Genomic DNA, 19,838 nt, shown 5'->3' with positions numbered 1-19,838 from the left:
ATTTTGTTGCAGAAACCTAAATAATTATTATGTGAAATAATCACAGAAGATAAAATTTATTTAATATGTATTATATTTTCAAAAAATATATATTATCCTGAGTTCAATTATTTTGTGCCGGTTGGTGTAAGCTTCGTGGTAAATAGAGACTATCCCCTCAAAAAGTAAGTAAATACTCTATATATTGCTGAAAAGTTATGGACAAATGCTTTCATTCACGCCAACCGGTCTGACTGCAGAGTTAATTGCTGATTCTTCACTCAGTTATTGGGGAAGCTTATAATATACCCGGTTCCACTGGAAATATTATATTCTATTGTACCTTCAAGTTGCTGTACCAGCATATTCACTACTTTTAAACCCAGGGATGAAGATGAATCAATATCAAAATTATCAGGCATCCCGATTCCATCGTCTTTGACCTCAAGAATATATTCGCTCCCTTTAATGACAAATTTGATAGATATTATCCCCTCTTCATTTTCCGGGAACGCATACTTGAAAGAATTTGTGATCAGTTCGTTTAAAATAAGTCCAACAGGTACTATTTTGTCGATCTGGAGATATTCTTTATCTGCCTGGATATCCAGCTTTATCCTGTTATTTCCTGTAGAATATGTCTGGAAAATGTTGTCTGTAAGATTTTTTATGTAATCTGAGACTTCAATACTTGCAAGATCAGGAGACCTGTATAGTTTTTCATGTGCAAGGGACATTGAGCGAACTCTGTTCTGACTGTCTCTGAAAGCACTTTTTATAGTTTCATCTTCAAAGTTTCTTGACTGAAGATTCAGAAGGCTGGCTATGACCTGAAGATTGTTTTTGATCCTGTGATGAACTTCTTTCAGGTGCATTTCTTCCATTTTTTTGCGTTCTGTTATATCATGGAAGATGAATGTCATTCCCAGCAGTTCTCCCCAATCGTCCTTTATCAATGAGGCTGAGATCAGGACAGATAACTTTGTATTGTCCTTTGTCAAAATCTCCTTTTCCAGATTCTGGATAATGTTTTTATTTTTATCATCCTTAATTGAATAGATAGATGATGCATTCGCGTCTGCAAGAATGGATTCAATAGGCCTGCTTATAATCTCCACTTTACTGTACCCTAACAGATTCAATGCTCTCGGGTTTGCCATTGTTATTCTTCCATTTTCATCCAGTAACAGAAGACCGTCTGACATATTTTCAATTATGTCATTGATTGTATTCTTCGGGGACATTGCAAGGAATCTGTATCTTCTGATCGAGTAATGGAGCGCATATGCAGGAATAAGGGTAAACACTATTGCAATCGGAGGAACGACAGCTTTGCCTAATATGGGCAGTATGTTGTCAGTGATAACTCCGAATAAAAATACGACTGCAAAAGTTGAAACAATAATGTATGCCTGCTTTTTCTCACGCATGAACTTAGCTACTCCACTCCACTGCCAGATAAGAATGATTGCTGCAAGTACATATATGGTATAGTACAGATGGAATGCCCAGTCAAGAATTCCCATATTGATTGAGTACAGGTATGTCCAGCCAAGATCAGTCTCTACAAAATTCTGGATGGACATTCCTCTGTCTGATATATAGTAGTAAGCAAAAAAAATTCCTGGAGAATATATTACCGGGTAAGTCCACCATCTCTTCAATATATCTTCTCTTCCAGTCAATACCAGTGAAAAATGCAGTATCAAACTGTATATGATACACCATCCAATAGCTGATATCTTTCTCCAGAACATAGCAGTTTCAGCAGTTGCTGCAGGGATCATGAATGTGTAACCAAAAGCCCAGATTCCCATGATTATACACATGACCGAAAATATCTGATTGAGCCTGCTGTTTGGATCAAGTTTTAGAGTGTGTATGCTGAAATATATGTAAAATATAAAGCTGAAAAAAACAAGTAACGGGATTATGTTCATTTTATAACTCCAGTTATATTATTTCAACAGCAATTTCATTTCAGGAAAGTACCTGTTCTTTTTGTATAAATTTATTATTATATTGATTATAGTTGAGACTGTTATTTTCACAATCCGTAAATGGGTTATGAACTTATTGGGATATTGTTGGCATAATCTGCATATATCGAATTAAGATAGATATATTATGTTATTAGATAACATACGTTATTCAAAAAATCACCATTATATCAGTTCAGGTAGTTTATGTATATGCTATCTGAGCTGGCAGTTAACTATGTTTCTTCCTCATGGTTAACAAAATTGACTCTGGGATCTTTTTTTCCGAAAGAATTGGTATTGCTGGTTCCTTATGGAACCAGTAAAACTGATTTTGTGGTATGATGTTATCACCATTGGTACTGTTATTACTATTTCCTTAAAAAGAGATTTAAACAGGGACTAAAATATACTTCTATAGAGGTTATACTGTGGAAAAATATTCAATAGAAGAATTTGTAAATATTACCGGAAAAACAGGAGATGGAGATGAAAGGGTCCGGCTTGAAAGGGAGAGATTCCTTGAGATAAACCTTGATGGCAGTGTATGGACTAAAATGGGGTCAATGGTTGCATATTTTGGAAACATCAGATTTTCCCGGGAAGGTGTTTTAGAGCACGGACTTGGTAAACTGGTGAAAAAGACACTGACAGGTGAAGGGATGACTCTTACCAGGGCTGAAGGTGAAGGAAAACTCTATCTGGCAGACATGGGTAAGAAGGTTTCGGTGATAAATCTTGAGGACCAGTCGATTGTTGTCAATGGTAATGACCTGCTTGCATTTGATAATACTCTTGACTGGGACATCAAGCTCATGAAAAAAATTACTGGTATGGTATCCGGCGGCCTTTTTAATGTAAGGCTTGAAGGTACGGGCATGGTTGCCATTACAACCCATTATGATCCTCTTACTCTGAGAGTTACAGGTAATGAATCTGTATTCACAGACCCCACTGCCACAGTTGCATGGTCTGGTAATCTGATGCCGGAGCTGAAAACTGATATCTCTATGAAAACACTTCTTGGAAGAGCAAGTGGTGAAACGATACAGATGAAATTCAGAGGCGAGGGTTTTGTAGTTATTCAGCCCTATGAGGAAATTGCCTTCCAGGCGTCATCATCCAAATAAAGAAGTGGCATGAATATGAAATTCAATGATCTAAAAGCTCTGTTCCTGAACTGTACTCTGAAAAGATCACCTGAACTGTCACATACTGAAGGTCTTCTGAATAAATCAAAGGCAATTATGGAGAAAAACGGAGTCCTGGTTGAAATATTAAGACCGGTTGATTATCAGATTGCTCCAGGGGTTTATCCAGATATGAAGGAATATGGGTGGGAGGTTGATGAATGGCCGCAGATTTTCAAAAAGGTAATGGATGCTGATATTCTGATCATGGGAACACCAATCTGGCTTGGGGATAAATCTTCTGTCTGTACCCGGGTTGTGGAGAGACTGTATTCCTCATCAGGTGAATTGAATGAAAATGGGCAGTACATTTACTATGGTAGGGCTGGAGGTACTGTTATTACTGGTAATGAGGATGGTGCAAAGCACTGTGCAATGAACATTCTGTACTCTCTGCAGCATTTGGGATATGTGATACCTCCACAGTCAGATGCGGCCTGGATTGGTGAGATTGGTCCGGGACCCTCCTATCTGGATGAAGGTTCAGGTGGTCCGGAAAATGATTTTACAAATAGGAACACAACCTTTATGACATGGAACCTTATGCATATGGCCCGGATTCTGAAGGACCTGGGTGGTATTCCTGCACACGGGAACCAGAGATCTAAATGGGATGCAGGATGCAGATTCGATCATCCAAATCCTGAATATAGATGATTCTATGAAAATGGAAACAAGATATCTTGGCTCCCTGCTGGGACTTGCAACTGGTGATGCTCTTGGTGCACCGGTTGAGTCAAAACCACCTGGTAACTTTGATCCGATCCTTGATATGACCGGTGGTGGGTCATTTAACCTGAATCCGGGAGAATGGACAGATGATACCTCCCAGGCACTATGCCTTGCAGAAAGCCTTATTGAAAAAATGGGATTTGATCAGGAGGATCAGCTTGAAAGGTATCTTAAATGGTACAGGGAAGGTTACCTGAGCAGCACCGGAAAATGCTTTGGCATAGGTCCCACCACATCCCGAAGCCTTGAGTTGTTTGAAAAAGAGCGATTCTCAGTTGCTCCTGTTCACGATGGAATGCCTACCAATGGTTCCCTTATGAGACTGGCGCCTGTTCCCCTGGCTTTTGCAGAGGATCCACAAAAAGCAATAGAGTTATCTGGTAAGAGTTCAAAAACCACCCACAATTCAAGGATTGCCATTGATGCATGCAGATACATGGGTGCGCTTATAACAGGTGCACTACTGGGGGTGCGAAAAGAAGCACTTCTCTCCAGCTGCTATTACCCTTTAAGAGAATACTGGCAGAAAAATCCTCTGTGCAATGAAATCAGAGTGATTGCTTCAGGTTCATTCAAAATCAAAGAGCCACCCCAGATAAAAGGTACAATGTATGTTGTCAATAGTCTGGAAGCTGCTATGTGGGCCTTCTATAGAAGCAGGTCATTTGAGCAAGGGTGTCTCATGGCAGTAAATCTTGGAGAAGATGCAGATACTACAGGTGCCATATTTGGCCAGCTGGCAGGAGCCTATTATGGTGCAGGATCAATTCCTGAAAGGTGGCTGTCCAGACTTGTAAAGCGGGAACTCATTGAATACTATGCAAAACAACTTCTAAAAATAAGAGATGAGGTATACTGATACTTCATACGATTTTTTTTCCTGCATCTGGTCCCGGCTGTGAGTTATATACCCCGTCAACATGAACAATAACTGCAGCCTTCTTTGGCATATCAGGCATAACAGAATTGACCCATTCCACCATTGCTGTATACTCAGGACCTGAGGTCTTTATTTCAGTATGTCCTTTGATCTGATATGATTTTTTGGTATATCCGTCATACGCCACTATAGCTATTTCTGGGTTTTCTTTCAGGTTTGTTTCGGTCTTGTTGAAAAAATTGTCTGCGATCATTATTGTTTCTTCATTCATTACCTTCAAAAAACCTACAAGGGCTACATTCGGAATGCCATTTTGACTGGCTGTAGCAACAGGAACTGGATTCTGTTTTTTAAGTGTCTGAATTACTTCATCTGGCATTTTAACCATATTTAATCACCATTATCCTTTCATCTGCTAATTGTTATTAGTTGTATGTCAGCTGTTTAACTATTGTATGAAACCTGTTCATTTATTGTGTTTGATCTTTTCAGCAAGGTCCTTCCCAAGCCGGACACATTCTGCAATATCTTTTTCAGTTGGCCTGTACTGTATCCTCAGGACAGGATCAATGACATTCATTCCCGCCTTTCTCATTTTATCTGCGATCATAACAGGAGCTTCACCGCTCCATCCATATGATCCAAAAGCTGCTCCTATTTTTCCTTTAACCTCTGTCTCTAGCATCTGATCCAGAAACTTCTGAATCGGAGGGTGCATTGCATAGTTAAATGTAGACGACCCCACAGCAATACCGTCTGCAGATGCAGCATCCATCGGGTTCCATTCATAGAAACTCCTGACCTCAACATCAATATTTCTTGAAATGGCACCCTCTGCAATACCCTCTGCCATCAGCATGGTATTTCCCTGAGTGCTCAGGTAAACAATTGCAAGTTTTGGCATTTTAATCCCCCTGTTCCTGGAAGCAGGAACTCAGTATCCCTTCATTAATTATTCTTGCTAATGATTGATAATGTTTTCCATATATGGGGATTATTGCATGTGGTTAATGTATCAGATTATATGACTTACTTAGTATAGAGGACATCTTCGATACCACAGAATCGACAATCCGACATACTGCACTCCTGGTTATCGAATTTCCAGCGAAGTCCCCAGTTTTTGATCTCATCGATTACCTGAATAAACTCTCTGCCACATTCAGTAAGTGAATAATTGCATCTAACAGGTGTTTGTGAGCTTTCAACCTCCTTTTTAACAAGACCATGCTCCTGAAGTTCTCTGAGTCTTGTAGAGAGGGTTTTTGGAGTAATGGTTTCCAGCATATTTTTCAGTTCATTGAATTGCTTCTTTTCATTTCCTTTATACAATTCAAGCAATATGCAGAGTGTCCATCTCTTGCCTATTATATCCATTGTTTTATATAAGGTACAATCTTTCATAGTATCTTATATGACACTATCATCTATATAAAAGGGTATACATATAATAGTAAATATAAAAAATATACTTTATAGAGGGTGAATTAAAATGTTTTGTTTTCAGTGCGAAGAAACAGCTAAAGGAACAGGATGTACAAAAGTCGGAGTGTGTGGTAAACAGGAAGATGTAGCTAATTTACAGGATCAGTTGGTATATCTCCTAAAAGGGATTGCATTTTACAACTCTAAAGCCAGAGAACATGATCTAAATGATAGAATGGCTGAGAGGTTTATACTGGATTCACTATTTGCAACACTTACCAATACCAATTTCAGTGAAGGTTCATTTGAAAAAAGAATTGAAGAAGGATTCAGTATCCGCGAACAGATCAGACAGAAACTTGATGAGAATAATGTAGATCTGGGATCTGACATTCCTTCAGCTGCAACTGTAAAACCTGATGAGATTGCTAATGATGAAAACGTCGGTGTTCTTGCTACAGAAGATGAGGATATAAGGTCCCTGCGTGAACTTCTTACCTATGGGATGAAGGGAATGGCTGCATATGCTCACCATGCAGCAGTGCTTGGATATACAGATGATGAAATATTCCGTTTCTTTGAGAAAGGGCTTCTGGCAACACTTGATGATAGCCTTACAGCAGAAGATCTGACTGCAGTTGTTATGGAGTGCGGAAAAGCCAGTGTCACAACCCTCGCACTTCTTGATAGTGCAAACACGGGTACGTATGGTCATCAGGAACCTACAAAGATCAATATAGGTACCGGTAAGAATCCTGGTATTCTGATAAGTGGTCATGATCTTAAGGATATGGAGCAGCTTCTGGAGCAGAGCAAGGGTAGTGGTGTGGATATCTATACCCATGGTGAAATGATCCCTGCCAATGCATATCCGTCCTTTAAAAAATATGATCACTTTGTAGGTAATTATGGAAATTCCTGGTGGAAGCAGAAAGAGGAGTTTGAAAAGTTCAATGGTCCAATACTGATGACAACAAATTGTATTGTTCCCCCAAAGGGCTCTTACCTTGACAGGCTTTATACCACCAGTATTGTTGGATATGATGGTGCCCGCCACATTGATGTGAAGGAAGATGGGACCAAGGATTTCTCAGCGCTGATTGAGCAGGCAAAGGAATGTCAGCCTCCTGTAGAGCTGGAAACTGGAAACATTATGGGAGGTTTTGCACATAATGCGGTTCTGAGTGTGGCTGATAAGGTTATAGACGCTGTAAAAAGCGGAAAGATCAGCAGATTTGTTGTAATGGCCGGTTGTGATGGAAGGCATAAAGAAAGGGAATACTATACTGAATTTGCAAAGCAGCTCCCTGAAAGTGCCGTTATACTGACTGCAGGCTGTGCTAAATACAGATACAATAAGCTGGATCTGGGTGAAATTGATGGCATTCCCAGAATACTGGATGCAGGACAGTGCAATGATTCGTATTCTCTGGTGGTAATTGCACAGAAACTGGCAGAGGCATTTGGAATGGATGATATCAATGAACTACCAATTTCATACAACATTGCCTGGTATGAACAGAAATCAGTTGCAGTGCTGCTTGCACTGCTAAGTCTTGGAGTAAAGGACATGACAATTGGTCCAAGATTGCCGGCTTTTGTCTCCCCGGCTGTTCTGGATGTACTGGTAGATAAGTTCAATATTACCAAGAACACTACAGTTGAAGAGGATATGGAGAGACTTTTATAATCATTCAGTCTCTTCATTTTCTGCTCTTTACTTATCTTTTTTACCGGCAAAAAGATATATCCGTTCTGTATAATACATTTAGGGATAAATCATGGGTATTTCCAGAATTTTGTGTCTGATAGGTCTTCACAGATGGGAGAAAAAAGGTGGTCACACCGAGTTTTCATCAAATGTACGTGAAAAATATTTTATGTGCAGCAGATGCGGAAAAAGAAAAACAGTTTATGAGGCTAAATGAGGAGTCGACAACATATTTTTAATAAGTTATTCATCCATATGTTTTGAATTTTTTATTTTTGTACGTTCACTGGTTAATAGTTTTTTCCAGTCAGGATATGTTGCACCTTTAAATTCATATCCCAAGCTAACCCATTCACCCCATACCTGACAGTCACTGATGCTGTCATCATGTTCTACAAGTCCCTTTATCTCATAACTCTTCTCAGGTGCAGGTATAACTGCAAGTATTTCATCGTCATAATTTAATTCAAGTTCAGATCCTGCACTGCTCATCCCCTGCCAGTCATATTTCAGGGGTTCAATACAGATGCGGTTTTTTCTCCTGATAACCACAAAGCAGATGAGTGCCTCTCTGCTTATAAATTTCTCATATTCAGATCCAGTATCATCTTTGTCTGTCATCTGCCCGTACACCATTAACTTATTATCTCAGTCTTTAATGATTAATATTTTTGCATTTATATTGCTGACCTGGTGTGATATATTACTGTAACATATTATCTATGGCCTGCTACTCATACAGGAAATAAGATTAATGGTGTATCTAATATAATTTTTACTCTGTTATTTGGCAGGTAAAGTGAAGTTACATTATCCCTGGCTTTCGGATCAGTTTAACAAGCTCCCTTCCAAATGCATATAGATCTGCGGGATGTCTTGAAGTGATCAGATTGTTGTCAACTACAACCTCCTGGTCAAGATACTCTGCTCCTGCAGCTATGATATCATCTTTTATTCCAATATAGGATGTTGCTTTTCTATCCTTGATCACGCGGGCAGAGATCAGCATCTGTGGTCCGTGGCAGATTGCAGCAACTACTTTTTGTTCATCAAAGAAATGCTTTATAATATCCAGTGCACTCATGTCAAGACGCATCTTTTCTGGCCCTTTTCCGCCTGAAATTACCAGTATATCAAATAGCTTCGGATCAATCTCATCAAATCTCAGATCCACATGGGATGTATATCCATGTTTTCCTGTTATCCTGTTTTTCTGCATAGATGCAATCTTTACATCAATTCCTTCTTCTTTCAGCCTGTGCTGTGGATAAAACAGTTCAAGATCTTCAAATCCGTCAGCTGCAAATATAATTGCTTTCATTTTATACCCCCATGTATAGCTTTAGGTTTATCTGTAATATTGAGACATCTGATAATGTATATCATCAATGTCGTATCTGTCCTGATGGAGTAATATATATATTTCCTGGCATTTAATACTGTGCACTATGAGTTACAGGAGTTTTATTGACCAGCTTAAGAAGGATCAGATGCTGGTTGAAGTGAATAAATCGGTTTCTCCCAGATTCCAGGCACCAGTGATAGCAAGCAGGGAAAAATCTGCAGTTCTGTTTAATGATATTAACAACAGGAAAGCTGTCATGAATTTGCTGGGTACCAGGGAACAACTGGCTGCAATGTTAAATGTGCCAAAGGAACAGATAATACAGAAACTATCCACCGTAAAGCCTGAAGGTGAAATCAGAATTGTGGATACATCTCCTACAATGGAGGTAATAGAGGATGAGGTGGACCTTTCATCCCTTCCCATAATGACTCATTTTGAAAAGGATGGGGGAGCCTATATTACTGCAGGGATTGTTGTAGCTGAATATGATGGAGTCATGAATGCAGCAATCCACAGGCTCATGGTTGCAGGAAAGAATAAACTGGCAGCAAGACTTGTACCTCCCAGACATACATACCTGATGCACAAAAAGGCTTCCCAGAAAAATGAACCACTACCGGTATGTATTGTCATTGGTGCGGATCCGGTGATCACATTTGCATCGACTACAAGAGTTCCTGCAGGAAAGGAATTTGAGTATGCATCTGCACTCAGAGGCTCACCTGTGGAACTGTTTGAATGCAGTAATGGTATCAAAGTACCCCATGCTGAGTTTGTTCTGGAGGGGTATATCGATCCCGATGAAAAGGTGGATGAAGGCCCGTTTGTTGATATTACCGGAACATATGATCATGTAAGAAAAGAGCCTGTAATCCATATTACCCGCATAATGCATCGCAGGGACCCTGTCTATCATGGTATAATGCCTGCAGGTCCTGAACATTTGCTTATGATGGGCATTCCCTATGAACCCAGAATATATCGATCTGTGGAGGAGGTAACCTCTGTAAAAAATGTGGTTCTTACAGAAGGGGGCTGCTGCTATCTTCATGCAGTTGTTCAGATTGATAAGCAGACCGAAGGGGATGGCAAGAACGCAATAATGGCTGCTTTTGCAGCACACACAAGCCTCAAGCATGTGGTAATCGTGGATGAAGATATTGATATATTTGATCCGGATGATATTGAGTTTGCAATTGCCACGCGTGTACGGGGAGACCGTGATATAATGATCATTCCAGGTGTTAGGGGCAGTACACTTGATCCCATGGGATCAGAGGACGGCACTACAACAAAGATCGGAATTGATGCAACTAAAATTCTTAGCAAGGCAGATATTTTTGAAAGGGCAAAGATGCCAGAGTGTGATTAAAAAATGCATCTTACAAAGGAAGAAGAGAAAATAATGCAGGGAGAATATGGTCTCACTCTTGAGAAAGCCATGGAAATTCTTGTTGCCCTTGGGGATATATACGGAGCCGATGAACTAATCCCAATAAAAAGTGCCCAGGTTGCAGGTGTATCCTACAAGACTATTGGTGATGCAGGCCTTGAATGGATCTCCTCACTGGAAGGAAAGGTCAGGGTTCCCTCGATATTAAATCCGGCAGGAATGGATCTTGAAAAATGGAGTGAAATGGGTATTTCCCAGAATTTTGCCCGGAAACAGAATGAAATAATAAGAGCATATGAGAATCTTGGAATAAGAACGGAATGTACCTGTACTCCTTATTACCTTAAAGGATTTCATCTAAACATGGGAGATCATGTTGCATGGAGTGAATCATCTGCAGTTTCCTATGCAAATTCAGTAATAGGTGCCAGGACTAACCGGGAAGGCGGGCCTTCTGCCCTTTCTGCAGCGCTTATTGGCAAAACCGCTAATTATGGATTCCATCTGGATGAAAATCGTGTTCCTTCAGTATCAGTCAATGTTGAATCCGATCTTAAAGGTTCTGATTATGGAGCTCTTGGGTATGTGGCAGGAAAGCTAATCTCAAATCGAGTTCCACTTTTTTTCTTAAGTTCAAAACCTGAACCCGATGATCTCAAATCGCTGGGTGCTGCAATGGCAGCATCAGGTTCAGTGGCTCTGTATCATGTAGATGGCGTTACGCCTGAGATCGGCCATATGCATTTTGAAATGCCTGATGAAAATATCACAATAGAAAAGGAACAGATACAGGAAGTTTATGACAGTACATCAGAACTTAGGTCCAGGTGTGATATCGTTGCTATTGGATGTCCTCATTGCTCTCCTGGAGAACTTGAAGAAATAGCAGATCTTCTTGAAGGCAGGAGATTGAAAAAGGAACTATGGATATGTGTCTCAAGGGAAGTTGCAGAGAGGTACAGCCATATTGTGGATATGATTGAAGAAAGTGGAGCAAAAGTTATGTGTGATACCTGCATGGTGGTCTCACCTGCAAGTGAAAATTATGAGTGCATGGCTGTGAATTCCGGGAAAGCGTTCAATTATGTTCCTGGCATGTGCAGGCTGAAGGCAAGATATGCGTCTATTGAGGAATGTATAGAAGAGGCAGGTGATTCCAATTAAGATACAGTGTAGAAGCATTTCAAAAGGAACCGGTGAGGGCACTGCGCTGGTGTCTCGCGATCCGATATCATTTCTCGGGAATGTGGATCCAGAGACCGGTATCATTGTGGATCCAGATCATGAACTTTATGGGAAATGTATCAAAGACACGGTACTTGTATTTCCCTCTGGCAAAGGATCAACTGTAGGATCATATGTTCTGTATCAGCTGAAAAAGAATGGTTTTGCCCCTGCTGCTATGGTAAATCTTGAATCTGAACCAATTGTTGCAGTTGGTGCTATCATTTCAGATATCCCGCTGGTTGACAGGCCAGGTATTGATATTTATGAAACGATCAAAGATGGTGATTTTCTGAAAGTAAATGGAATTGAAGGTTACATAGAAATAACAGGTAATATTTAAAGCTGTATATTAAAAATGTCTGATAATAACAGGGTTACTGAAAATCCATCTGTTGCTTTTAGAACCTCATATGAAATACTGTCATCTCATTTAGAAGAGATTAACTCAATGTTTAAGGTATACGAGGTAAACAGATCAGATGAGACTATCTATCTGTATGGAACACCTCTTCTCGATATAAATATTATTTACCGTAGACTCTGGAATGTGTTCAATTCAAAGGGCTACCAGATAAGTTTCACCTATGAACCAGGTGAATACATTATGGTGATCTCTCCTGTTCAAAAAAAGAAGGAGAGGGTCTGGATCAATATAGTTCTTGCAGTGGCTACTTTTTTTACAACCATGATTGCAGGTTCAGCTATGTATGGGGTGGACTTTGTCAATGACCCTGCAGGAATCATTAAAGGTCTTCCCTTTACTCTTGCTATCATGACTGTACTTGGATCTCATGAAATGGGACATTATGTGGCAGCAAGGATACATGGAATGAATACCTCACTGCCCTATTTTATCCCTTTCCCGACAATTATCGGTACAATGGGGGCAATGATAAGCCATCGGGGTCCTATCCCTGATCGAAAATCGCTGTTTGATGTTGGAGTATCGGGTCCTATTATTGGTCTGATTGCATCGGTTATAGTGACTGTAATTGGCCTCTCCCTTGAGCCGGTTTCAGTAACCCCTCAGGATGGAAGCATGATTGAGATCCAGCTTCCATTCCTGTTTACAGCAATAATGAATTCAATGGGTGTTATAGGGGAAACAATCCATCCAATAGCATTTGCAGGATGGGTAGGGATGTTTATTACCGTACTTAACCTGATGCCTGCAGGTCAGCTTGATGGTGGACATGCAATCCGTGCAATGATTGGTGATAGAGCAAGATATATATCCTCCATAACTCCTTTTGTGCTACTTTTGCTGGGTGTTTATGTAACCTATGTTATGGAGAGCAATGGATTCATATGGGTAATGTGGGCTATACTGCTTTCATTCTTTGCTGCAGCAGGACATCCGTCACCACTGGATGATGAATCTCGTCTGGATGGTACCAGACAGTTTATCGGAATAGTTACTTTTGTTCTGGGAATTACATGCTTTACACTTGTACCTTTTACAATTGTTTGAACCATCCTTATTTTCAGAACAGCGAAAAGTTATAATAGAATTCATGGTTCTGGAATAGGTAGATGGATATACATTTCAGATGGAACCGAAAGAGTGCATATAGTCTGGCAGCACTTGCTCCGCTAATTAAAGGTGCTTGCTTTAGCACAAAGCCAGAAAACGGAATTATGATTTATAGCTTTTCAACAAAGCAGTCTGAAATGTTTTTCGATGAAGTTAAAAGAGCGAAGACCGATTCTATATTTATTGCAGGTGGCCCCCATCCATCAGGTGAACCTGAACAGACACTGGAATACTTTGATTATGTAGTGATAGGTGAAGGCGAAGATACACTTCCACATCTTGTCCAGTCCCTTCTCAGTGGTAGCAGTGTGGAGCATGTGAAGGGCATTGCCTGCAGATCTGAAGATGGGAGGATTTTTTATACAGGCCAGAGGGATCAGGTTGAACTGGACAGGTACCCATGTTTTGATCCGCAGATCCTCTTTTCCCCGATTGAGATCAGCAGGGGATGTCCCTGGAACTGTAGATACTGCCAGACACCCAATCTATTTGGAAATGAAATGAGACACAGAAGCATCAGCTCAATTCTAAAATGCGCCAGACACTATTCAGACCTGAGGTTTACAAGTTCCAATGCATTTGCATATGGCAGTGATGGTATAACACCCAGATATGATAAGGTTGAGAAACTTCTGACTAAACTCAATAGCCTGGATAGCAGAAATATCTATTTTGGCACATTTCCTTCAGAGGTAAGGCCTGAATTTGTTACAGACAGGGCACTTGAGCTGATTGTTGAGTATTGTACCAATAGCACCATTAATATGGGTGCACAGTCTGGCAGTCCGAGAATGTTGAATAAAATGTCCCGGGGACATAATGTAGATGATATTGTTATTGCTGTGGAGAGGTGTATTGATCATGCCATATCTCCGGTAGTTGATTTTATAGTCGGGCTTCCTGATGAAACTGATTATGATCAGGAACAGAGTATAGATCTGATAAAATGGATCTGCAGCAGAGGTGGAAAGGTACGGGCTCACCATTTTACACCACTTCCAGGCACAGGATATTGCAGATCACAGCCTTCACAGATAAGCAGGAATACAAAAAAAATACTGGGTAAGCTGGCTTTAGATGGAAAAGTTACCGGTTCCTGGGAGAGATAAATGTAAGTATCAGTGTAGTTCAAATTTTGATTACATGCTTTTTGAATGAACTATTGCAGAATACCATAACCTCAATATCTTCACCTTTTTGATATGCTCTCATCATTCTGTCGTACATTGCCGGGACATGGCGAAGCTGATTATCCCTGAAATATTTCCTGACAGTTTTCAGAAAATCTATCATATGCTGCTGAAACTCTATTTCGTATTTTTTAGTATCCTGTGCAATTTTCATACACTCAATGCTGTCGATTTCAGTATGGTAATATCCATGCTCATTTAAGCCACTAATCTGTCTCCAGTCCATCCGTCCTGTCTCATCTGCTTCCATATGGAGCATATAGGGGTATACTCTGCAGATGAGGGGCCTCTGAGAATATATCTGACAGTATCCATCTTCAAGGAAAACACAGCTGGTATCTGGTTTTGTTTGTAAGATATAGCCGCATGTGTAGAACCGTCCTTTCTGATCACACAATTCAAATCCGGGAGCTGGAACCAGAGCTTCGGGATCAATGTCTTCTATTGTTTTCCTGTCTTCTTCCAGAAGAAATACATGGTCATTGAAACTGGATGTACAGCATTTTGCACAGAGCTCACATTCAAATCCCACTTCCTTTATGATATCTGCAAGTTTTTGATCTGGATATTCTTTTTTCATTCTGAGAATTTCTTCATTTTTACGGATTTCATCCAAAATACGGTCTGACTTTAAGGTCATCACCTCATATCTGAAATGTATTTTTTCTGCTTAACTTTATCGGCTGGTATACGCATTGCAGTTGCTATAGTTTACTCATTCTGTAAGTCCACAACTACCAATATCTATATATATTGGAAACTTCTATTGTAAGCCAGTCAAAGTTCATAACGCCTCCCTGAATAAGAAAGATTTTAATCTGAATTTTAATGAGTGGCTTGTTTTGAATTGTTGATATAAATTAAAGGGAGGATAAAAATGGAACGCAAAGGATTCCAGCGCAGAGGCGGCAACTTCAACCGTGAGGAAAGAGAACTGCATTCAGCAACATGCTCAGACTGTGGTGACACAACTCAGGTGCCTTTTGTACCGGACTCAGACAGGCCAGTATATTGCAGAGAATGCTATCAGAATCACAGACCAGCACGAAAGTTCTGATTTGAGATATATGATATAAATTCTTCATATACTAATATACAATTTATACAGCAGGTGATTTTTCCTGCTTTTTTTAATATTTAATTCTACAGGTTAGCTGTACCTGTTGACTTTTGATTAACTGTATCCTTTTCCAATATCATACAATACATAGATATTCAGGTTTTTTTCCATAACTCATGTGCTATCCATTCAGGGATATGATGTCATGAATAAAAATAATACTATGATTGCAATTGCTGCAATTCCTATCCATGAAATACGGCTGAAGTCATATACTCTTCTTCCCATATAACACTGGAATGGTGCCATGATCAACAGAATATCAAATATCAGGAATGAGATACCCACAAACAAAATACTGTGTATAAACCCGACACTGAATAACCCGGGGAAAGCCAGAACAATTCCCAGAGTTGACACCATCAGTAATGAGGATACAATATATGCAGTCCCAAGATACTGTATCTTATCCCGGTAGCTCCATTTTATATTTTCAGGATACTGAGCACCAGGCATGGGGAAAAAGGCGCCAAATATGATCGCTACTATAAGGCTTAAGAGATATCCGTTGTGCCATCCCCTATAGATCCACTGTTCACTTTTGATCATGGTCAGAATCTTTAACGGAATATAGCGAAATGACATAAATAATATTCCTGCAAGGATAACATAATAAAGATTGGCCAGTTCCTGAATATGCCCGTAAGAGACAACGAAAGCAATCGAAATAATTGTCAGGTTTGCCAGCCAGGAGGTAATTGGCCCTGAACTATTTTCCGGCTCTGGAAGTCCATATACCCATAAGAAGTGGCCGATCTCTGAATAATACTTGAGTTTTGTCCAAACCCTCAGATAACCTTTAAATCCATACCTGTTAATCAGAGTTGTACCGTTCTGTATCACATAACCATTATTTGCAAATATCTTGCTGGAACTTGTATTATAACCATCAACAGCTGTAACAATAGCGCTGCAATTTTTTGATTTTAGATATTCCATACCTTCTCGTACAAGTTTCTCTCCGATCCCTGCACCTCTTACATCTCCAGATGTAAAAAGCCAGGATATGATACCAACGTTCTCATCAGGTGTAATTTCTGCAAGCTTCATCACAATTGCGCCTGCTATTTCTCCATTGTATCTTGCAAGAAGAGTATGCGGTGTTGTATCAAGAAATATTCCATGCAGGTATGGGAAAGATTCTCTGCCCAGTTTTTTCAGTTTTTTGCGATCACTCTCTAAACTGAGCTTTTCAATAACCAGTTTCTGATTAGAATTGCTGCACTCTGAACTATTTTTCAATGGACCAGAGTAAATGTTACAGCAGGAATCGTTTCCATTGAAAAAACTCATAATATTAATGGAAAAATATAAGTTATAAATGTTGGTAAAAGTTTACTTTCGCTCAAAAATGCTGCAAATGAAATGATCGGCAAATAAAATTAGATAAAATGGATTTTATTCCACTTTATCGAATTTGGATTTTGGGGCTCCGCATATTGGGCACATGTCTGGAACTTCATTTTCTACAGTATTTCCACATACACTGCAGACATAGTAATCAACTTCTTCATTGTTCCCGAGATTATCCAGGGCTTTTTTGTACAGTTCAGCATGAACTTTTTCTACTTTGTTTGCCACATCAAAGCTCCAGACGGCCTCAGTGTCTCCTTCTTTCTGGGCTTCTTCTATAAACTCAGGATACATCTGTTCAAATTCGTATGTTTCTCCGCTTATTGCTTCCTGCAGATTTTCACTGGTTTTTTTGACTCCACCCATAAGGTCAAGGTGATTGTGAGCATGTACCGTCTCTGCTGCTGCAGCTGCCCTGAAAAGTTTAGCTACCTGGGTTAAACCTTCATCATCAGCTTTCTTTGCAAAGGCCAGATATTTTCTGTTTGCCATGGATTCACCAGCAAAAGCATTCTCTAAATTTTCCTGTGTACTCATAGTTAAATAACCTCCTTTTAGTATTGAAGTAGTAACCCACATATATGGATTTAGTTATATTACTTTAACCCAGATTAAATGGGGCAAAAAAACAGTAATTGAATTCATGGTATGTTAACTATTTAACTCTTTTTTCTCATAGCTACTTTAAAGAGCTTTCTTGATTTGTCTGTACCTGGAATCTTTCCTTCTTCGAATTCTTCTATATCAATTATCTGGTAACCTTTTGACAACTGTTTTATCCGCTCTCTACTCAGGAAATGAACAATGAATCCACCACTAATTTCCCACATATCCTCACCTCTGTAAATACCGGTTCTATACTGGGGATCCCCGGTGTGTCGTGTGGTAAATATATTGATCCCACCTGGCCTGAGAACTCTCCAGATCTCTTTTGAAACCGATTCAAGTTCAGATGTGGTCAATGGCATGCAGTACAGCATATGGGAAAAACATGCATCAAACGATTCGTCTTCAAAGGGGAGAGGTTTTCGTACATCATGCTGAACAGCTGTTACACAATTAATCAACCCACTTTCACGTGCTTTCCTTTTGATTGACTCAACACCAGGCCTGGAATAATCAAGGGAATATACTTCAAATCCGTTCTCTGCAAAAAACATGGTATCTCTCCCCTGGCCTGCACCCAGTTCAAGTACCCTGGTCATGTTCTCTCTTTTGAAAATTTCAGCTGCTTTACAGGCAGGAATACTTGGATCATCTCCGAACATGGATTGATTTTTTGTATACACATTTTCCCAGTGTGTTTGCTGTCTGTTAAACATTTCTTTATCTGGATTATCTGCATTCATATTTTAACAACCGAATACTTTTTTAATGCAATTAATATTCCATGCTTTTTCTATCCATCAGGATCCTGAACCCGATTCTGCTACTTCTGCGATGAACATCCGGTGGATTGAAAAACCTGCTTGCAGATCTACATCCAGCAGCTGAAGTCTGCCAGCTCCCTCCCCGAAGGACTCTCATTACATTAGATGAACTTTCTCCGATTTCTACCGGACTGCCATCATCTGGAGCATTTTTATAATTGTCAGAATATACATCCTGCGTCCATTCCCAGACATTTCCATGCATATCATAAAGGCCCCAGGTGTTGGACTTTTTCTGGCCCACCGGTTTTGGTCCGCGATCACTATTGTCACGGTACCATCCATATTCACTTAGATATAGATGGTCATTACCGAAATGGTATTTGGTGGAAGTTCCTGCACGACAGGCATATTCCCATTCTGCTTCAGAGGGGAGGCGGTATTTATCAGTGTTCTCCATTTCATTCAGTTTCTGGATAAACTGCTGGGCGTCATTCCAGGAAACCTTGCTAACCGCTTTGTCATCTTCCATAAAACGAGACGATGGCTTTGTTCCCATTACGTCACCCCATTCTTTATTTGTAACGGGATATCTGCCAAGGTAAAAAGGAGTTTTTATATTCACTTTGTGAACCGGCTGCTCATTTTTGTACCAGTTTTGTTCTTCAACAGATGAGCCCATATGAAAACTACCGGCAGGTATCAGTAATAACTCCATGTCAAATGAATTTGTATATGTTATATTATTACTGGATTTTTCACAGGTTTGGTTCGTTTTTGTAGAATCGTAAATATCACTGCCTTTATCCATTCTTAAATTTCCCTCCATTCATAAAAATATCTTATAGAGGGTGTATAAATAACAATTGATTCAATTTATTCAAAAATAATATATCATATCTGATAACTGATCATAATTTATGGTTTTAAATTAGGCATCCCCAAATAAACCAACTTTGCACATAATTTCGAAGGATCTTAATTCTCTGATCAGGCTTGTTCTGTTTTCCTGTCCATATTCATCCTGTGTTTGTGAAGTGCCATCTCTATAGTGATTTTCATATCATCTTCTTGAAACGGTTTAAGTATGTATCCATGGGGATTTGTTTCTTTTGCCCTGGAGATTGTTTCTTCATCTGAATATGCAGTCAGGTATATTATAGGTATATTGTGCTGATTTTTTATTTGCCTTGCAGTCTCAATTCCATCCATTTCTCCTTTAAGCATAATATCCATCAAAATAATATCTGGAGAAGTTGCAGCGGTTTTTATGATTGCCTCCTCTCCGGTTTTTGCAACTGCGTGAACAGAATATCCCAGTTTTTTGAGTCTCTTTTTAATCTCAAGCCCCACTATGTTTTCATCCTCAACGATAAGTATCCTGATATCAGTCATATTGATCTACCA

General features: G+C 39.6%; 23 protein-coding genes. 11 read left to right on the top strand and 12 right to left on the bottom strand.

Annotated elements, in window-relative coordinates:
* Positions 1 to 260: 260 nt before the first annotated feature.
* Positions 261 to 1,919 (bottom strand): sensor histidine kinase, encoded by a 1,659-nt coding sequence (locus MZHIL_RS07800; RefSeq protein WP_013898827.1) that lies wholly within the window; start codon positions 1,917 to 1,919, stop codon positions 261 to 263.
* Positions 1,920 to 2,389: 470 nt separating this feature from the next.
* Between MZHIL_RS07800 and MZHIL_RS07795 the strand changes: the two genes are divergently transcribed.
* From MZHIL_RS07795 to MZHIL_RS07785, 3 genes are read left to right on the top strand one after another with little or no spacing between them, the layout of a single operon-like run.
* Positions 2,390 to 3,088 carry an AIM24 family protein gene (locus MZHIL_RS07795; protein WP_013898826.1) on the top strand — a complete coding sequence of 233 codons (699 nt, stop codon included), beginning with the start codon at positions 2,390 to 2,392 and terminating at the stop codon, positions 3,086 to 3,088.
* 15 nt (positions 3,089 to 3,103) lie between these two features.
* Positions 3,104 to 3,805, top strand: a complete 702-nt coding sequence (locus MZHIL_RS07790; protein ID WP_013898825.1) for a flavodoxin family protein — start codon at positions 3,104 to 3,106, stop codon at positions 3,803 to 3,805.
* Between the two features lie 4 nt (positions 3,806 to 3,809).
* Positions 3,810 to 4,739, top strand: a complete 930-nt coding sequence (locus tag MZHIL_RS07785; RefSeq protein ID WP_048815682.1) for an ADP-ribosylglycohydrolase family protein — start codon at positions 3,810 to 3,812, stop codon at positions 4,737 to 4,739.
* 4 nt (positions 4,740 to 4,743) lie between these two features.
* On the opposite strand, the gene MZHIL_RS07780 is transcribed toward MZHIL_RS07785, so the two are convergent.
* The 3 genes from MZHIL_RS07780 to MZHIL_RS07770 form a co-directional block, all read right to left on the bottom strand.
* On the bottom strand, positions 4,744 to 5,148 hold the full coding sequence (locus tag MZHIL_RS07780) for a pyridoxamine 5'-phosphate oxidase family protein (RefSeq protein ID WP_013898823.1): 405 nt from the start codon (positions 5,146 to 5,148) through the stop codon (positions 4,744 to 4,746).
* Between the two features lie 78 nt (positions 5,149 to 5,226).
* Entirely contained in the window at positions 5,227 to 5,664 is a 438-nt protein-coding gene (locus MZHIL_RS07775; protein ID WP_013898822.1) for a flavodoxin domain-containing protein, read from the bottom strand.
* A 125-nt stretch (positions 5,665 to 5,789) separates the two neighbouring features.
* On the bottom strand, positions 5,790 to 6,164 hold the full coding sequence (locus tag MZHIL_RS07770) for a winged helix-turn-helix transcriptional regulator (protein ID WP_013898821.1): 375 nt from the start codon (positions 6,162 to 6,164) through the stop codon (positions 5,790 to 5,792).
* A gap of 88 nt (positions 6,165 to 6,252) precedes the next feature.
* Here MZHIL_RS07770 and hcp point away from each other — a divergent pair, with 88 nt between their 5' ends.
* Both hcp and MZHIL_RS10645 read left to right on the top strand, forming a co-directional pair.
* Positions 6,253 to 7,875 (top strand): hydroxylamine reductase, encoded by a 1,623-nt coding sequence (gene hcp / locus MZHIL_RS07765; RefSeq protein ID WP_013898820.1) that lies wholly within the window; start codon positions 6,253 to 6,255, stop codon positions 7,873 to 7,875.
* A gap of 91 nt (positions 7,876 to 7,966) precedes the next feature.
* Positions 7,967 to 8,113 (top strand): hypothetical protein, encoded by a 147-nt coding sequence (locus tag MZHIL_RS10645; RefSeq protein ID WP_013898819.1) that lies wholly within the window; start codon positions 7,967 to 7,969, stop codon positions 8,111 to 8,113.
* Positions 8,114 to 8,139: 26 nt separating this feature from the next.
* On the opposite strand, the gene MZHIL_RS07760 is transcribed toward MZHIL_RS10645, so the two are convergent.
* Positions 8,140 to 8,517, bottom strand: coding sequence for a hypothetical protein (locus MZHIL_RS07760; RefSeq protein WP_157209656.1), 378 nt, complete (start codon positions 8,515 to 8,517; stop codon positions 8,140 to 8,142).
* A gap of 184 nt (positions 8,518 to 8,701) precedes the next feature.
* Complete coding sequence (locus tag MZHIL_RS07755) at positions 8,702 to 9,217, bottom strand: type 1 glutamine amidotransferase domain-containing protein (protein ID WP_013898817.1); 516 nt, start codon at positions 9,215 to 9,217, stop codon at positions 8,702 to 8,704.
* Between the two features lie 127 nt (positions 9,218 to 9,344).
* Between MZHIL_RS07755 and MZHIL_RS07750 the strand changes: the two genes are divergently transcribed.
* From MZHIL_RS07750 to MZHIL_RS07730, 5 genes are all read left to right on the top strand, one after another.
* Positions 9,345 to 10,616: a UbiD family decarboxylase gene (locus MZHIL_RS07750; RefSeq protein ID WP_013898816.1), complete on the top strand. Its 1,272-nt coding sequence runs from the start codon at positions 9,345 to 9,347 to the stop codon at positions 10,614 to 10,616.
* Positions 10,617 to 10,619: 3 nt separating this feature from the next.
* Entirely contained in the window at positions 10,620 to 11,801 is a 1,182-nt protein-coding gene (locus MZHIL_RS07745) for an aconitase X (protein ID WP_013898815.1), read from the top strand.
* A complete protein-coding gene (locus tag MZHIL_RS07740) occupies positions 11,788 to 12,204 on the top strand; it encodes a DUF126 domain-containing protein (RefSeq protein ID WP_013898814.1) in 417 nt (138 codons plus the stop codon). Before MZHIL_RS07745 ends, MZHIL_RS07740 begins: the two co-directional genes overlap by 14 nt.
* 15 nt (positions 12,205 to 12,219) lie before the next feature.
* On the top strand, positions 12,220 to 13,335 hold the full coding sequence (locus MZHIL_RS07735; protein ID WP_013898813.1) for a site-2 protease family protein: 1,116 nt from the start codon (positions 12,220 to 12,222) through the stop codon (positions 13,333 to 13,335).
* Positions 13,336 to 13,397: 62 nt separating this feature from the next.
* Entirely contained in the window at positions 13,398 to 14,507 is a 1,110-nt protein-coding gene (locus tag MZHIL_RS07730) for a TIGR04013 family B12-binding domain/radical SAM domain-containing protein (RefSeq protein WP_013898812.1), read from the top strand.
* A 19-nt stretch (positions 14,508 to 14,526) separates the two neighbouring features.
* Here MZHIL_RS07730 and MZHIL_RS07725 read toward each other — a convergent pair whose 3' ends face one another.
* Positions 14,527 to 15,228 carry a YkgJ family cysteine cluster protein gene (locus MZHIL_RS07725; RefSeq protein WP_013898811.1) on the bottom strand — a complete coding sequence of 234 codons (702 nt, stop codon included), beginning with the start codon at positions 15,226 to 15,228 and terminating at the stop codon, positions 14,527 to 14,529.
* Between the two features lie 237 nt (positions 15,229 to 15,465).
* On the opposite strand from MZHIL_RS07725, the gene MZHIL_RS07720 reads away from it, so the two are divergent.
* Positions 15,466 to 15,645 carry a CxxC-x17-CxxC domain-containing protein gene (locus MZHIL_RS07720; RefSeq protein ID WP_013898810.1) on the top strand — a complete coding sequence of 60 codons (180 nt, stop codon included), beginning with the start codon at positions 15,466 to 15,468 and terminating at the stop codon, positions 15,643 to 15,645.
* A gap of 192 nt (positions 15,646 to 15,837) precedes the next feature.
* On the opposite strand, the gene MZHIL_RS07715 is transcribed toward MZHIL_RS07720, so the two are convergent.
* The 5 genes from MZHIL_RS07715 to MZHIL_RS07695 all read right to left on the bottom strand — a co-directional run bounded on the left by MZHIL_RS07715 (position 15,838) and on the right by MZHIL_RS07695 (position 19,826).
* Positions 15,838 to 16,950 carry a GNAT family N-acetyltransferase gene (locus MZHIL_RS07715; protein WP_048815547.1) on the bottom strand — a complete coding sequence of 371 codons (1,113 nt, stop codon included), beginning with the start codon at positions 16,948 to 16,950 and terminating at the stop codon, positions 15,838 to 15,840.
* A 156-nt stretch (positions 16,951 to 17,106) separates the two neighbouring features.
* Positions 17,107 to 17,598: a rubrerythrin family protein gene (locus MZHIL_RS07710; RefSeq protein WP_013898808.1), complete on the bottom strand. Its 492-nt coding sequence runs from the start codon at positions 17,596 to 17,598 to the stop codon at positions 17,107 to 17,109.
* A gap of 122 nt (positions 17,599 to 17,720) precedes the next feature.
* Complete coding sequence (locus MZHIL_RS07705; RefSeq protein ID WP_013898807.1) at positions 17,721 to 18,410, bottom strand: class I SAM-dependent methyltransferase; 690 nt, start codon at positions 18,408 to 18,410, stop codon at positions 17,721 to 17,723.
* A gap of 31 nt (positions 18,411 to 18,441) precedes the next feature.
* Positions 18,442 to 19,242, bottom strand: coding sequence for a formylglycine-generating enzyme family protein (locus MZHIL_RS07700; protein WP_013898806.1), 801 nt, complete (start codon positions 19,240 to 19,242; stop codon positions 18,442 to 18,444).
* 179 nt (positions 19,243 to 19,421) lie between these two features.
* The gene (locus MZHIL_RS07695) at positions 19,422 to 19,826 is read right to left on the bottom strand and encodes a response regulator (RefSeq protein ID WP_013898805.1); all 405 of its coding nucleotides are present in this window, start codon (positions 19,824 to 19,826) and stop codon (positions 19,422 to 19,424) included.
* Positions 19,827 to 19,838 lie beyond the last annotated feature (12 nt).

Origin of the sequence: Methanosalsum zhilinae DSM 4017, assembly GCF_000217995.1 — an archaeon.
Classification (GTDB): Archaea; Halobacteriota; Methanosarcinia; order Methanosarcinales; family Methanosarcinaceae; genus Methanosalsum; species Methanosalsum zhilinae.
Note: the sequence above shows the minus strand (reverse complement) of the source record. Positions and strands in the feature narration are given on the sequence as shown.